At 67.1% G+C, this 15,480-nt stretch carries 14 protein-coding genes; 10 read left to right on the top strand and 4 right to left on the bottom strand.

The features are described from left to right. Positions 1-194: 194 nt before the first annotated feature. From P0086_RS18320 to P0086_RS18295, 6 genes are all read left to right on the top strand, one after another. On the top strand, positions 195-1,784 hold the full coding sequence (locus P0086_RS18320; RefSeq protein ID WP_112596414.1) for an ABC transporter substrate-binding protein: 1,590 nt from the start codon (positions 195-197) through the stop codon (positions 1,782-1,784). Positions 1,785-1,816: 32 nt separating this feature from the next. Next, entirely contained in the window at positions 1,817-2,911 is a 1,095-nt protein-coding gene (locus P0086_RS18315) for an ABC transporter permease (protein ID WP_112596416.1), read from the top strand. Then, entirely contained in the window at positions 2,908-3,735 is an 828-nt protein-coding gene (locus P0086_RS18310; protein ID WP_112596418.1) for an ABC transporter permease, read from the top strand. The genes P0086_RS18315 and P0086_RS18310 overlap by 4 nt, the downstream gene beginning before the upstream one ends. Beyond that, a complete protein-coding gene (locus P0086_RS18305) occupies positions 3,728-5,374 on the top strand; it encodes an ABC transporter ATP-binding protein (RefSeq protein WP_275788139.1) in 1,647 nt (548 codons plus the stop codon). The genes P0086_RS18310 and P0086_RS18305 overlap by 8 nt, the downstream gene beginning before the upstream one ends. A gap of 325 nt (positions 5,375-5,699) precedes the next feature. Beyond that, positions 5,700-6,692 (top strand): threo-3-hydroxy-L-aspartate ammonia-lyase, encoded by a 993-nt coding sequence (locus tag P0086_RS18300; protein ID WP_275788136.1) that lies wholly within the window; start codon positions 5,700-5,702, stop codon positions 6,690-6,692. Positions 6,693-6,785: 93 nt separating this feature from the next. Next, entirely contained in the window at positions 6,786-7,169 is a 384-nt protein-coding gene (locus tag P0086_RS18295) for a cupin domain-containing protein (protein ID WP_275788133.1), read from the top strand. A gap of 9 nt (positions 7,170-7,178) precedes the next feature. Here the strand turns inward: P0086_RS18295 and P0086_RS18290 are convergent, their stop codons facing one another. Next, positions 7,179-7,973 (bottom strand): helix-turn-helix transcriptional regulator, encoded by a 795-nt coding sequence (locus tag P0086_RS18290; RefSeq protein ID WP_275788130.1) that lies wholly within the window; start codon positions 7,971-7,973, stop codon positions 7,179-7,181. A gap of 127 nt (positions 7,974-8,100) precedes the next feature. On the opposite strand from P0086_RS18290, the gene P0086_RS18285 reads away from it, so the two are divergent. Then, complete coding sequence (locus tag P0086_RS18285; RefSeq protein ID WP_275788128.1) at positions 8,101-9,690, top strand: ABC transporter substrate-binding protein; 1,590 nt, start codon at positions 8,101-8,103, stop codon at positions 9,688-9,690. Positions 9,691-9,717: 27 nt separating this feature from the next. After that, on the top strand, positions 9,718-11,718 hold the full coding sequence (locus P0086_RS18280) for a CocE/NonD family hydrolase (protein ID WP_275788314.1): 2,001 nt from the start codon (positions 9,718-9,720) through the stop codon (positions 11,716-11,718). 73 nt (positions 11,719-11,791) lie between these two features. On the opposite strand, the gene P0086_RS18275 is transcribed toward P0086_RS18280, so the two are convergent. Further along, positions 11,792-12,097, bottom strand: a complete 306-nt coding sequence (locus P0086_RS18275; RefSeq protein ID WP_148149795.1) for an Atu4866 domain-containing protein — start codon at positions 12,095-12,097, stop codon at positions 11,792-11,794. A 126-nt stretch (positions 12,098-12,223) separates the two neighbouring features. Beyond that, positions 12,224-12,955 (bottom strand): SDR family oxidoreductase, encoded by a 732-nt coding sequence (locus P0086_RS18270; protein WP_148179396.1) that lies wholly within the window; start codon positions 12,953-12,955, stop codon positions 12,224-12,226. A 169-nt stretch (positions 12,956-13,124) separates the two neighbouring features. On the opposite strand from P0086_RS18270, the gene P0086_RS18265 reads away from it, so the two are divergent. Beyond that, entirely contained in the window at positions 13,125-14,066 is a 942-nt protein-coding gene (locus P0086_RS18265) for an AraC family transcriptional regulator (RefSeq protein ID WP_275788125.1), read from the top strand. 506 nt (positions 14,067-14,572) lie between these two features. Further along, positions 14,573-15,040 carry an SRPBCC domain-containing protein gene (locus P0086_RS18260; RefSeq protein WP_162714550.1) on the top strand — a complete coding sequence of 156 codons (468 nt, stop codon included), beginning with the start codon at positions 14,573-14,575 and terminating at the stop codon, positions 15,038-15,040. A gap of 16 nt (positions 15,041-15,056) precedes the next feature. On the opposite strand, the gene P0086_RS18255 is transcribed toward P0086_RS18260, so the two are convergent. After that, complete coding sequence (locus P0086_RS18255) at positions 15,057-15,467, bottom strand: ACT domain-containing protein (protein WP_275788120.1); 411 nt, start codon at positions 15,465-15,467, stop codon at positions 15,057-15,059. Positions 15,468-15,480: the final 13 nt, after the last annotated feature.

Here is a 15,480-nt window from a genome sequence, read left to right as displayed (position 1 = left end):
ACATCCGCGCCATTTTCAGTAATCTTATCAATCAGCAAGCGGTCGCAGATAACCGCATACACGAAGGAGAGCCTTGACCACCGCATGAGGCGCGAGCGCGCCACCGCATAGCCGCCGATGCGACATGACAGGCGGCAGACCAGAAATTCTACCAGCACAAGAAGGCCAATCGGCCGAACGAAGGGAACAGGGGAATGACGGACTACACCAACTATCTCGCGCGCCAGGTCATGCTGGGCAAGATGAACCGCCGCGAATTCATGGGTCGCGCTGCCGCCTTCGGCGTCACGCTCGCTGCCGCCGGCACGATGTTCGACACCGCCGCCAGGGCGCAGGAGCCCAAGCGCGGCGGTCATCTGAAACTCGGCCTCGAAGGCGCTGCCGCCACCGACAGCAAGGATCCGGCCAAGGCACTGTCGCAGTTCATGTTCGTCGTCGGCCGCAACTGGGGCGACATGCTGGTCGAATCCGAGCCGCTGACCGGCAAGCCGGTTCCCGCGCTCGCCGAATCCTGGGAGCCCTCCGCCGACGCCGCCACCTGGACCTTCAAGATCCGCCAGGGCGTGAAGTTCCACGACGGCAAGGAGCTGACGGTCGACGACGTCGTCAAGACCCTGCAGCGCCACACCGACGAGAAGTCGGAATCCGGCGCGCTCGGCGTGATGAAGTCGATCAAGGAGATCAAGGCCGACGGCGGCAACCTCGTCCTCGTGCTCACCGAAGGCAATGCCGACCTGCCGCTGCTTCTGACCGACTACCACCTGGTCATCCAGCCGAACGGCGGCCTCGACAATCCGGACGCGATGATCGGCACCGGCCCCTACAAGGTCACGAGCTTCGAGCCCGGCGTGCGCGCCACCTTCGAGAAGAACGCCGACGACTGGCGCTCCGACCGCGGCTATGTCGACACGATCGAGATGATCGCGATGAACGACGCGACCGCCCGCATCGCCGCCCTCTCCTCCGGCCAGGTCCACTACATCAACCGCGTCGACCCGAAGACCGTCAGCCTCCTGAAGCGCGCGCCGACCGTCGACATCCTGAACACCTCCGGCCGCGGCCACTACGTGTTCATCATGCACTGCAACACCGCGCCCTTCGACAACAACGACCTGCGCCTGGCACTGAAATACGCCATGGACCGCGAGACGATGGTGCAGAAGATCCTCGGCGGCTACGGCAAGGTCGGCAACGACTTCCCGATCAACGAGACCTATGCCCTCTTCCCCGAAGGCATCGAGCAGCGCGCCTATGATCCCGACAAGGCCGCCTTCCACTACAAGAAGTCCGGCCACAGCGGCCCGGTCCTGCTGCGCACCTCCGACGTCGCCTTCCCCGGTGCCGTCGACGCCGCTGTCCTCTACCAGGAGAGCGCCAAGAAGGCCGGCATCGAGATCGAGGTCAAGCGCGAGCCGGGCGACGGCTACTGGTCCAACGTCTGGAACGTCCAGCCGTTCTCGACCTCCTACTGGGGCGGCCGTCCGACCCAGGACCAGATGTACTCGACCGCCTATCTGTCGACCGCGGACTGGAACGACACCCGCTTCCTGCGCCCGGACTTCGACAAGATCCTGCTCGAGGCCCGCTCGGAACTCGACGAGGCCAAGCGCAAGGAGATGTACCGGACCATGGCGATGATGGTGCGCGACGAAGGCGGCCTGATCCTTCCCATGTTCAACGACTTCGTCAACGCCGCCTCCAAGCAGGTGAAGGGCTACGTCCACGACATCGGTAACGACATGTCCAACGGCTATGTCGCAACCCGCGTCTGGCTCGAATCCTGATGCCTGGCGGACCGGCACAAGATCCTGGCCTGATGGCGCCGAAGGCTGCGGGTGCAAACCCGCAGCCTTCGGGCCCGGCCGGAACCGACACGCTGGCGGCAACGCCGTCATTGTCCACCCTCTCTCCGGCCAACGACGGCATCCTGTCGCCCTGGGGGCGATTTGTCCGCAAGAGCCCGCTCGCCGCCCTCGTCCTCCAGCGGCTGGCGCTCAGCATCGCCCTGCTCTTTGCCGTCTCACTGATGATCTTCGGCGGCGTCGAGGCGCTGCCCGGCGACTTCGCCACCACCTATCTCGGCCAGTCGGCGACGCCGCAGGCGGTCGAGAACATCCGCAAGGATCTCGGCCTCGACCAGCCCGCCACCACCCGCTATTTCCAATGGCTGGGCGGCGCCCTGCAGGGCGATTTCGGCACGTCCTGGGCCTCGCGCAACTCCGTCAGCGAGCAGATCGGCAAGCGGCTCGGCAATTCGCTCTTCCTCGCCTTCTTCGCCGCGATCATCTCGATCCCGCTGGCGATCGGGCTCGGCATGCTCGCCGTGCACTACCGCGACCGCCTCGCCGACAAGGTGATCAACGTCTTCTCGCTGGCGGCGATCTCGCTGCCCGAGTTCTTCGTCGGATACCTGCTGATCCTCTTCTTCGCCGTGCAGATGGGCATCGCCACCTTCCCGGCCACCGTCTATGACAGCATGAGCCTGACCGAGCGCCTGTCGGCCATCGCCCTTCCCACCGCGACGCTGGTGCTGGTGGTCCTCGCCCACATGATGCGCATGACGCGGGCTGCGATCCTCAACGTCATGTCGTCGGCCTATGTCGAGACGGCGGAGCTGAAGGGGCTCAGCGGCCTTCGCATCATCGCCAGGCACGCCGCCCCGAACGCGGTCGCCCCCGTCATCAACGTGATCGCGCTCAACCTCGCCTATCTCGTCGTCGGCGTCGTCGTCGTCGAGGTCGTGTTCGTCTATCCCGGCATGGGCCAGTACATGGTCGATGCCGTGACGGTGCGCGACATGCCGGTGGTGCAGGCCTGCGGGCTGATCTTCGCCGCCTTCTACATCTTCCTGAACATGACGGCAGACATCCTCGCCATCATCGCCAATCCGAGACTGAGGCATCCGCGATGAGATTGCGCGCCATTCCCCTAAGCGCCTGGATCGGCATCGCCGGCATCGCGCTCGCCCTGTTCTGTGCCATCTTCGCCCCCTTCATCGCCCCGCACGGCGAGAGCGAGATCGTCGGCGAGATCTGGTCGCCGATGGGCGGCGAGTTCCTGCTCGGCACCGACAACCTCGGCCGCGATCTGCTGTCGCGCCTCATCTTTGGCGCCCGCACCACGATCTTCGTGGCGCTGGCGGCGACCATCCTGTCCTTCAGCCTCGGCATGCTGCTCTCCTTCATCGCCGCGGTCACCGGCGGCTTGATCGACCAGCTGTTCTCGCGCTTCAACGACCTGATGATGGCGATCCCCACCCTGATCTTCGCCCTCGTCGTCCTCGCCGTCCTGCCGCAGCACCTGTGGATCCTGATCCTCGTGATGGCGGTGCTCGACAGCACCCGCGTCTACCGCATCGGCCGGGCGGTGGCGCTCGACGTCGCGGTGATGGAGTTCGTCGAGGCCGCCCGCCTGCGCGGCGAAGGCACCGGCTGGATCATCTTCCGCGAGATCCTGCCGAACACGCTGTCGCCGCTTCTGGCCGAATTCGGCCTGCGCTTCGCCTTCTCCATCCTGTTCCTCTCCACCCTGTCCTTCCTCGGCCTCGGCATCCAGCCGCCGGCCGCCGACTGGGGCGGCATGGTCAAGGACAACAAGGACGGCATCATCTTCGGCATCTCCGCAGCCCTCGTCCCGGGTGCGGCGATCGCGCTTCTCACCATCTGCATCAACCTCGTCGTCGACTGGCTGATGAAACGCACCTCGAGCCTGAAGGGAGGACGCGGCGATGCCTGAACCGTCAAGGACCGAGCTGCTTTCCGTCCGCAATCTGAAGATCGAGGCGACGAGCTACCCGCCGGGCGAGCCGCCGAAGACCGTCACCCTGGTCGAGGGCGTCAACTTCGACGTCCAGAAGGGCAAGGTGCTGGGCCTGATCGGCGAATCCGGCGCCGGCAAGTCGACGATCGGCCTGACCGCGCTCGCCTATGGCCGCGGCGGCGTGCGCATCACCGGCGGCGAGGTCAGGCTGAACGGCCAGGACCTGCTCAAGCTCGACCATGCCGGCATCCGCAAGGTGCGCGGCGCCAAGGTCTGCTACGTGGCGCAATCGGCCGCCGCCGCCTTCAACCCGGCCCATAGGCTTGGCGAACAGGTGATCGAGGCCTCGCTCAAGCACGGCATCATGAGCCGGGCGGAGGCGGAAAAGCGCGCGCTCTATCTCTTCAGGGTGCTGGGCCTGCCCAACCCCGAGACCTTCGGCGAGCGCTACCCGCATCAGGTCTCCGGCGGCCAGCTGCAGCGCGCCATGACCGCCATGGCGCTCTGCCCGAACCCGGAACTGATCGTCTTCGACGAGCCGACGACGGCGCTCGACGTCACCACCCAGATCGACGTGCTGGCTGCGATCAAGCATGCGATCGAGGAGACGCATACGGCGGCGATCTACATCACCCACGACCTCGCCGTTGTCGCCCAGATCACCGACGACATCCTCGTTCTGCGCCACGGCAAGATGGTGGAATACGGCTCGGTCCAGCAGATCATCGAGGCGCCGACGCAGGAGTACACGCGCGCGCTGGTCAACGTCCGCGGCACCGGCCGCGAGGAGGCGGCCGACCAGTCCGGCACCCTGCTCAAGGTCGACAACGTCACCGCCGGCTATTCCAACGGCTTCAAGGTGCTGCAGAACGTCTCGCTGCACCTGCCGAAGGGCCAGACCCTGGCCGTCGTCGGCGAGAGCGGCTCGGGCAAGTCGACGCTCGCCCGCGTCATCACCGGGCTGCTGCCGCCGCAGGAGGGCATCGTCAGCTTCGACGGCAAGCCGCTGCCGCGGGCGCTGAAGGGCCGCGGAAACGAGGAACTGCGCCGGATCCAGATGATATACCAGATGGCCGATACGGCGATGAACCCGCGCCAGACGGTGCGCAACATCATCGGCCGGCCGCTGACCTTCTATTTCGGCATGCACGGCCGGCAGAAGACCGAGCGCGTGAAGGAACTGCTCGACCAGATCGAGATGGGCGACCGCTTCCTCGACCGCTTCCCGGCCGAGCTCTCCGGCGGCCAGAAGCAGCGCGTGGCGATCGCCCGCGCGCTCGCCGCCCGTCCCGAGCTGATCCTCTGCGACGAACCGACCTCGGCGCTCGACCCGCTGGTGGCAGAAGGCATCCTCAAGCTGCTTTTGAAGCTGCAGGAGGAGACCCGCGTCTCCTACATGTTCATCACCCACGACATCGCCATCGTCCGCGCCATCGCCGACAGCGTCGCGGTGATGCACCGCGGCCGCCTCGTGCGCTTCGGCCCGAAATCGAAGGTGCTCTCGCCGCCCTTCGACGACTACACCGACCTGCTGTTGAAATCCGTCCCCGAGATGGAGATCGGCTGGCTGGAGAAGGTGCTGAAGACGCGGCGGATGGAGAGCGCGGGGAACTGATCCTCGCGCGGGAAGATCAAGGGAAGCTCGTCATGCCGGACCAGATCCGGCATCCAGCCCGCGCAAGTCCTTGCGCGTTAAAGCATTTTGCGCGTCGCGGACGCGACGCTGCTGGACCCCGGATCAAGTCCGGGGTGACGGAAAGGATGGCAGCGGCGATCCCAAAGGTTTCTCCCCTTGTGGGGAGATGGCCGGCAGGCCAGAGGGGGGACTTGCCGCATGCGATCGCCCTGCCTTTTCGCCTCCGGCACTTGCCGCCGCGCCTGCGCCCCGGCACACTCCGCACCCGGCATGATGCCGGCAGTGCCCTGAAACGGAGAGCCCGATGAACGACAGCGGCGGCCAGTCGCAATCCCTGCGCATCCCCACCTTCGACGACGTGCTCGCCGCCCGGGCACGCATCGCCGGCCAGGCGCACCGCACGCCGGTCCTCACCTCCCGGACGGCCGACGCCAGGGCCGGCGCCGCGCTGTTCTTCAAGGCCGAGAACCTGCAGCGGGTCGGCGCCTTCAAGTTCCGCGGCGCCTACAACGCGATTGCCGCCCTCGCCCCGGAGGCGCGCCGGAACGGCGTCGTCGCCTTTTCGTCCGGCAACCACGCCCAGGCGATCGCCTATGCCGCGCAGTTGCAGGGCGTGCCGGCCACCATCGTCATGCCGCAGGATGCACCGGCGATGAAGATGGCGGCGACCAGCGGCTACGGCGCCGAAATCATCCTCTACGACCGCTACACGGAAGACCGGCAGGCGATCAGCGACCGGATCGCCCGCGAGCGCGGCGCGGCCCTGATCCCGCCCTACGACCATCCCGACGTCATCGCCGGCCAGGGAACGGCCGCCCTCGAACTGATCGAGGAGACGGGCGCGCTCGACCTCCTGGTGGTGCCGCTCGGCGGCGGCGGCCTGCTCGCCGGCTCCGCGCTTGCCGCCAGGGCACTCTCTTCGGGCTGCACCGTCATCGGCGTCGAACCCGAGGCCGGCAACGACGGCCAGCAGTCGCTGCGCAAGGGCGAGATCGTGACGATCCCCGTGCCGCGTTCGATCGCCGACGGCGCGCTTCCGACCCACGTCGGCAACCACAATTTCCCGATCCTGCAGGACAAGGTAGCCGACATCGTCACCGTCACGGACGCGCAGTTGGTGGAGACGATGCGCTTCTTCGCCGAGCGGATGAAGATCATCGTCGAGCCGACCGGCTGCCTCGCCGCCGCCGCCGTTTTCAACGGCATCATCCCCTGCAGCGGCAAGCGTGTCGGCATCATCCTCAGCGGCGGCAATGTGGATATCGCGGCCTTTGCCGCGATGGTCACCGGAACGTAGCGCTGCTTCCCGGGGCGTCGACCGCTCGAAAGCGAACCGTGCGCCCTGCTATCATCACTGCTGGCCATGCCACCGAGCGAAGGCGGGAGACGGATGAAAGCCATCACGCACAGCGATCAGCCGACGGAGGAATGGCGCCCCGGCGTGAGGACGCGCAGGATCGTTGCCGCCTGCGATGGCGCGACAGCGCTCTGCATCTTCGAGCAGTGGGTGGATCCCGGTGAGGGCGCGCCGACACATGTCCATGACGTCGAGGAGGTCCTGACCGTGATCGCCGGCCGGGCGGAGATATGGATCGATCGGGAACGTCTGGAGTGTGGCGCGGGCGCGTCGGTCGTCATCCCCGCCGGGGCAAGGCACGGTTTTCGAAATGGCGGCACCACGCGTCTTCATATCCACGCCGTCCTCGCCTCGCCCGTCTTCGAGGCGGAGTTCGACGAAGGTGTCGGCCAGGTCCGCCGTTGGGATATCACGTAGTTCCGAGCCTCAATAGTCCGTCGGCACCGTCAGCACCTCCGCCTCCGGCGTGTCGAGGAAGCTGCGCACCGTGGCCGGCAGTTGCCGGGAGGAAAACGGCAGCACGCCGCAGCGCGACAGCATCTGTCTGAGGTCCGGCTCCTGGCCGATATGGCGCCAGATCATCCGCGAGGCATAGGGCAGGTTCTCCTTGCGCCAGGAGACGCCCATGGTCGTGCCGCGCAGGTAGACGCGCTGGTGCACCTCGAACGGCATCAGGATCGTCTGCGACAGCATCGGCTGCTGGCCGACGCTGCGCTCGGCGATGAAGATGCGGTTGCGCCAGAAGGTGACGAGCCCGACATATTTGGAGAACTGATGGATCTCGTTCTCGGCGTCGTGGATGCGCTCGATCGACTTCACCCGGACCGCGCCGCCCTCCTCGTGGATGCGCGCGCAGGAGCAGACGACCAGCCCCGGCCAGGACGGCGAGATGTGGTAGGTCTGGTAGTAGCCGGCATGGCGGCGGAGTGCTGCGATATCGCCGGGAAAGCCGTCGAGCAGCCCGCCGGCCGCCGAGCAGTCGCGGTCCGGCCGCGTCAGCCGTGCGGGAAACAGCTTCGGCGGCAGGTCGAAGTCCTGCGGTGCGACCCCGAAGAAGGCGGCAATGCGGCCGACGTTGTGCGCCGACGGCCGCGCCTCGCCGGCGATATAGCGATTGAACTGCTGCCGGTTGATGCCGATGTCCCGGCAGATCTGCGAGATCGAGCGCCTCGTCGCGCAGGCATGGCGCAGATTCTGGGTGAAGGCATCGTGATCGGTCAAGGCGCGCCTCTGTCTGGTGTCACGAAATAGCGTAAACCAGCATCAGTTCGCGTCAAGTCGCGAAATTGTGCGGCGCAGGCGAAGCGATAGGTTTCGCTGCAGACATTCCAGCGACGGAGCCCACCGCATGACCGACTTCACCACGCGCCCCGACGGCCTGATCGTGCCTTCCGCCATCAACCGCCGCAGCTTCCTCGCCGGCACCGCCGCGCTCGGCATCGCAGCCGGCCTCGGCGGCACGATGGCGGCCGGCAGCGCCCGGGCCCAGGAGCCCGTCCGCGGCGGCCACCTCAAGCTCGGCCTCAAGGGCGGAGCCGCCACCGACGTGCTCGATCCCGCGACCTACAGCGCCTCCGTCCTCTTCGTCATCGGTCGTCTCTGGGGCGACACGCTGGTCGAGACCGATCCGAAGACCGGCGCCGCCCTGCCCGCGATCGCCTCCTCGTGGGAGCCCTCCGCCGACGCCTCCGTCTGGACCTTCAAGATCCGCAACGACGTCTCCTTCCACGACGGCAGCAAGATGACCGTGGCCGACGTGGTCGCCACCCTGAAGCGCCATTCCGACGAGGGTGCGAAGTCCGGTGCGCTCGGCCTGATGAGCTCGATCAAGGGGATCGAGGACAAGGCCGGCGATCTCGTCATCACGCTCGCCGAAGGCAATGCCGACCTGCCGCTGCTCCTGACCGACTACCACCTGATCATCCAACCGAACGGCGGCCTCGAAAATCCGGCCGCCGCCATCGGCACCGGTCCCTACAAGCTGACGAACTTCGAGGCCGGCGTGCGCGCCACCTTCGAGAAGAACACTGCCGACTGGCGTTCCGACCGCGGCTTCGTCGACAGTATCGAGATCATCGTCATGAACGACGCGACCGCCCGCATCGCGGCCCTCTCCTCCGGCCAGGTCCACTTCGTCAACAACATCGATCCGAAGACCGTGCCGCTTTTGAAGCGGGCGCCGCGCGTCGAGATCATCCGCAGCGCCGGCAAGGGCTTCTACTCCTTCCTGATGCACTGCGACACAGCCCCCTTCGACAACAACGACCTGCGGCTGGCGCTGAAATACGCGGTCGACCGGCAGGCGATCCTCGACCGCGTGCTCGGCGGCTACGGCACGCTCGGCAACGACTACCCGGTCAATGCCAATTATGCGCTCGCCCCCGACGACATCGAGCAGCGTGCCTACGATCCCGACAAGGCCGCCTTCCATTTCAAGAAGTCCGGCCATGACCGACCGATCCTGCTGCGCACCTCCGATGCCGCCTTCGCCGGCGCGGTGGATGCGGCCGTGATCTTCCAGGAAAGCGCCAAGAAGGCCGGCATCGAGATCGAGGTCCGCCGCGAACCGGAGGACGGCTACTGGACCAATGTCTGGAACGTCCAGCCCTTCTGCGCCTCCTACTGGGGCGGGCGGCCGACGCAAGATTCGCGCTACTCGACTTCCTATCTCTCGACGGCGGAATGGAACGACACCCGCTTCAAGCGCGAGGATTTCGACAAGCTGCTGCTGCAGGCCCGTTCGGAACTGGACGAGGCGAAGCGAAAGGCGCTTTATCGCACCATGGCGCTGATGGTCCGCGACGAGGGCGGCCTGATCCTGCCGGTCTTCAACGACTACGTCATGGCCGCCTCGACCTCGGTCAAGGGCATCGTCGACGACATCGGCAACGACATGTCGAACGGCTATATCGGCAGCCGCGCCTGGATCGAAGCGTAAAGAGCGGCGGCGGATCGGACGATGACCATGACCGAACGAAGCTTCAAGGTGATCGAGAACGAGTGGATCACCCTTGCGGACGGCACGCGGCTCGCCGCGCGCATCTGGATGCCGGAGGGGGCGGAGAACGACCCCGTGCCCGCGGTGTTCGAGTTCCTGCCCTACCGGAAACGGGACGGGACCTGCGCCCGCGACGAATCCACCTATCCGGTCTTCGCGGCCGCCGGCATCGCCGGCGTGCGCGTCGATATCCGCGGCTCGGGCGAATCCGACGGCGTCATCGACGGCGAGTACACGCCGCTCGAGCTCGCCAACGCCTGCGAACTGATCGCCTGGATCGCCGCCCAACCCTGGTCGAACGGCTCGGTCGGCATGATGGGCATCTCCTGGGGCGGCTTCAACTGCCTGCAGGTGGCCGCCCTGAAGCCGCCGGCGCTGAAGGCCGTGATCTCGATCGCCTCCACCGTCGACCGCTACAACGACGACATCCACTACAAGAACGGCACGCATCTTTCCGCCCAGCTCTCCTGGGCGGCGACCATGCTCGCCTACCAGTCGCGCTCGCCGGATCCCGAGGTTGTCGGCGACCGCTGGAAGGACATGTGGCTGGCGCGGCTGGAAAACGAACCCTTCTTCATGGAGGAGTGGCTGAAGCACCAGCGCCGCGATGCCTTCTGGGAACACGGCTCGATCTGTGAGGATTTCGGCGGCTTCCCCGTCCCCGCCCTCGTCATCGCCGGCTGGGCCGACGGCTACCGCAACACGCCGCTGAAGGCGGTCGAGGGCCTGGGCTCGAAGGCCAAGGCGCTGATCGGCCCCTGGATCCACAAGTACCCGCACTTCGCCTGGCCGAAGCCGCGCATGGATTTCCACGCCGAGGCCATCCAGTGGTGGAACCGCTGGCTGCGCGGCGAGGAGAACGGTGCGGAGAACTGGCCGCAGGTGCGCGCCTATATCCAGGACGGGCCGAAGCCGTCGATCCGGCGCGAGTTCGACCCCGGCACCTGGATCGCCAAGAGCAAGTGGAGCACGCCCGAGATGGAGTGCTTCTATGTCGAGCAATACGGCACGCTGGCGCCCGGCATGCCGATCGCCGGCGCCAAGGATCACGACCACTATCTGCGCTCGCCGCTCGATACCGGCACCATGTCCGGCGAATGGTTCACGCTGAAGCCGGATGCCGAGATGGCGCTCGACCAGCGCCTCGACGACGCCGGCTCGCTGGTGCTCGAGACGCCGCCGCTCACCGAGGCCCGCGACTATCTCGGCCAGCCGGTGCTGGACGTGCAACTGTCTTGCGAGGCGGAGATCGCCAATCTCTGCGCCCGCATCGTCGACGTCCATCCGGACGGCACCGCCACCCGCGTCACCTTCGGCGTGCTCAACCTCGCCCATCGCGACGGCCATGCCGAGCCGAAGCCGATGAAGAAGTGCGAAAAGACCGAGGTCCGCCTCGTGCTCGACGCGATGGGCTATCGCTTCGGCCCCGGCCACCGCATCCGCCTGTCGCTGTCGACCGCCTACTGGCCGACCGTCCTGCCGCCGCCGACCGACCCCGGCCTCACGATCGACCTCGCCTCGCTCGGCCTGGCGCTGCCGAAGCTCGGTCGCCACGAGACCATCGCCCTGCCGGAGCCGGCCAACAAGGATCCGCTGCCGAAGTACAAGGAGCTGGCGCCGGCCGAAACGGCGCGCAGCGTCGAGCGCGACCTGACGAACGGCCTGACCGAGTACACGATCTACGAGGACACCGGCCTGTCGGAGCATCCCGGCACCGGGCTCGCCACGCGGCAGGTGCGCGACGAGCTCTGGTCGATCGCCGATGGGGACCCCTTGTCTGCGACCGGCACCGCCACCTGGACCTGCGACATGCAGCGCCCCGGCTGGTTCGTCCGCACCATCTCGACGGCGACGATCGCGTGTTCGGCGACCGACTGGCTGATCTCGGCGTCCGTCCGCGCCTTCGAGGGCGAGGACGAGATCTTCGAGAAGACCTTCGAGAAGAAGGTCCCACGCGACTTCATGTAAGCCGCCCGCCGCCCGCCGTCATCCTCGGGCTGGTCCCGAAGATGACGGCGGGCGGGATGGCGCGACCCTCGCCCTAGCGGGCCGGCGCCTTGCCGTCGCGGTAGAGGATCATGCCGCCGTGATACAGAACGCCGTCGATGAAGTCGCCGTCGGCGGTGAACCCGGTGTCGTCCCAGTATTCGATGTGGTCGCCGCTGACCGCGTAGCGGCCCTGGTATGCGCTCTCGCGACGGCCGCGCGCCTCGTCGTAGCGCCCGTTCGGCAGGAGATTGTGACGGACGTATCCGTCGCCGGTGATCCACATCCCGACATAGGGGTGGCTCTGCTGTGCACTGTTGGTCTTCATCTGGGTAAACCCTTTCTGGACGGGTGCGATCATGACGCAAAGGACGATCGCGCCGATGCCGGGCAAGCTGAAACCGTTCATCGCCGCCCCATCACTGCTGCGCCTCGCGGCGGTGGGCAAGAGGCCCGCAGAACGTCTGAGAGCGCATCATCGATCACCTCAGGTGCTGGCCGTCGGGCGAACGACGATCTCGCTGGTATCGACATCGGCGGGCTGGTCGATCACGTGGCGGATGGCCGCGGCAATCGCCTCCGGCTTCAGCGCGATGCTGCGATAGGACACCATCGCCTCGGCCGCGACCGGGTCGGTGATCGTGTCGGCGAGCTCGGATTCGACCACGCCCGGATAGACGCAGGTCACCCGGATCTGCCTGTTCTCCTGGCGCAGCCCGTCGGAGATCGCCCGCACCGCATATTTCGTCGCGCAATAGACAGCGGCGGTCGGGACCACGTAGAGGCCGCCGATCGACGAGACATTGATGATCTGGCCGCCGCCCTGCGCGTTCATCACCGGCAGCACGGCGGCGATGCCGTGCAGCACGCCGCGGATGTTGACGTCGATCATCCGGTCCCATTCCTCGACCTTGAGCGCGTTCATCAGGGACAGCGGCATGACGCCGGCATTGTTGACGATCACGTCGACGCGGCCGTAGGCATCGAGCGCGGCGCGGACGAAATCCTCCATGTCCTGCCTGCGGGTCACGTCGAGCGCCCGCATCGCGATCGTGCCGCCCGCGCCCTCCACCTCCTGCTTCAGTGCGGCGAGGCGATCGGTCCTGCGGGCGCCGATCATCAGCCGGGCGCCCGCCCTGCCGAGTTCTCTTGCCAGCGCCGCGCCGATGCCGCTGCTGGCCCCCGTGATCAGGATCACCTTTTCCGAAATGCTGGTCATGTCTCATCCCTTCGGTTCGAAGCCCGCAGCATCCGCGCCACGGGTCAGCCAGAGGATGACCGCGACGGGGTACCGCGCGGTAGAACGGAAGTCCGCGTTTCTTGCACGATCCTCCGAAAGGACCGTCCGCCGCCTTGGCAGACCGGTACGGTTGGGCGATGGTGTGCCCATGACGAACCGGACGAACACGAACCTCGCGAAGCTGGACCTGGCAAAGCCCGACCTGGCGGATCTGAAGCGGCTGATCGCGCGGCATGCGCCGGCGGACGGCATCCACGACACCGCCATCCCGGCGCTGTCGCTGATCCGGTCGTCGGCCATATCCGATCCGGTCCACACGCTGTACGAGCCCTCCCTCTGCATCGTCGCCGCCGGCCGGAAGCGCGCGCGCATCGGCAGCCGCGAGATCGTCTACGAGGCCGGCGACTGCCTCGTCGTCGGCATCGATCTTCCGATCATCGGCGCGGTGATCGAAGCCAGTCCCGACGACCCCTACCTCTGCCTGAAGCTCGGACTCGACCGCGGCATGCTCGCCGATCTCCTGCTGGAGACGTCTGCAGCAGGTCGAACCCCGCATGTGCCCGACGGCATGGAGGCGGCCGGCATCCAGGCCGCGACGCGCGATCTGGTCGACGCCTCCGCCCGTCTCGTCGGGCTGCTCGATACGCCGCAACACATCTCCGTGCTCGGGCCGCTCGTCGTCCGCGAGATCCACTACCGGCTGATAACGGGACCGCAGGGCGCGATCCTGCGCCAGATCGCAAGCGGCGAGAGCCGCCTGGCCCAGGTCGGCCGTGCCGTCGCCTACCTGTGCGAGAACTACGCCGCACCGTTTCGGATCGAGGACCTCGCCCGCATCGCCGGCATGAGCCCCTCCTCGTTCCACGCGCATTTCCGCATGGCGACGGCCATGAGCCCGCTGCAGTTCCGCACCCGCCTGCGCATGCACGAGGCGCGGCGGCTGATGGTCGCCGAAGGCCTGACGGCGGCCGAGGCCGGTTTCCGCGTCGGCTACGACAGTCCCTCGCAGTTCAGCCGCGACCATGTCCGCATCTACAACCGCCCGCCCCGGCGCGACCTGTCGCGCATGCAGTCGGAGCAGGCCTACTGACGAGGCGTTTCGCCCGTGTCCGATCACGCGGCCCCCACGCGGCCCCCACGAATTCGTGTTCGGTTACAGGCTGGAACGTGAGCGCACGCGCCGCCGGTTCGCCACTTTTGGGGATCAGTTTCCAGCATCGCCCGATTCGAACCGAGACGGGATCGCGGCGAAACCGGAGGATTGAGGACGAGGCCTGGACGCCTGACGGACCGCCGACCGGACACCTGCCCGCCACATGGCTGCGGCAGGGTGTTGCGGGAAGCGACCGGAGGGCCGGGAGAAAGAATTTCCCGGGCGGGCTGGAAACAGGACGCAAAATCATTATCTGAAACTTCCGTGGGCCGGCCGGCTGCCGGGGCGATTCGATCGCCGCAGGCACAGTACCGCGGCCCAAATTTCTTTCTGATGCCGCGCGCCACGAGCGTCGCAGGCGAAAGCGACATATTTGATCTGCGCAGGTATCGCGGCGGGGACGGATCGTCCCGGCGACCCCGATGCTGCGCGAGGAGTGGACTATGACGATCCTGCAGCGCGCTGCGGCAAGGGTGGAAAACGCGCTCTACCTGGAGCGCCGTTTCGACGCCCCGCCGGCGGTGGTCTTCCAGCTCTGGACGACGCCTGAACGCCTGGCGCGCTGGTGGGGGCCGCGCGACTTCACCACGCACTCGATCGAGATGGATTTCCGCCCCGGCGGCACCTGGAGCGCCAGCATCCGCTCGCCCTACGGCGAGGACACGCCGATGCTGGCCGTCTATCGCGAGATCGTCGAGGACCAGCGCATCGCCTTCACGCTGATCCCGGACGACGGCCGCAAGGCGAACGTGGTCGCGACCTTCGAGGCGGTGAAGGCCACGACGCGGCTGACGATCCGCCAGTCGCCGCTGGCCGGCCCGGCCGAGGTCGAAGCCTATACGGAAGGCTGGCAGGAATATCTCGACCGGCTCGAATCCTATCTGCTCCGCCGGCACTGGGACAATCGCTAAAGGGGGCGTTGCCGCCTCAGGATCGCCGCCCTTTCGAGAGCTTCTGCAAGGCCGAAAGCGCATCCTGCGCCCGCTCCGCCGGCACGAACACATGGTCATGGTGGAAGGCCGCCACCACGTTGGCGCTGATGCCCGCTTCCGTCAGGACGGCGGCGACCGCAGCCGTGAGCCCGACCGCCTCCAGTGAGGAATGCACCGAAAGCGTGATCATCCGCAGCGGCGCGCTCGCGGCCAGGCCGTGGGCTGCGGCCACCTCGGCCGGCAGGATCAGCGTCACACCCTCCGCCTCGCGAAAGGTGGCGAGCGGCTGCAGCCGCCACCACCGGTCCGCCTCGGAAGACGGCACGGTGCAATAGACGAAGATCCCCGCCAGCAGCACAGGCTCCATCTCCGACAGAAGCCGGTCGAGATCGGTGATGCCGCTCATGCTCTGTCTCCGC

This window comes from Mycoplana sp. MJR14 (assembly GCF_029210525.1).
GTDB lineage: Bacteria > Pseudomonadota > Alphaproteobacteria > Rhizobiales > Rhizobiaceae > Mycoplana.
Note: the sequence above shows the minus strand (reverse complement) of the source record. Positions and strands in the feature narration are given on the sequence as shown.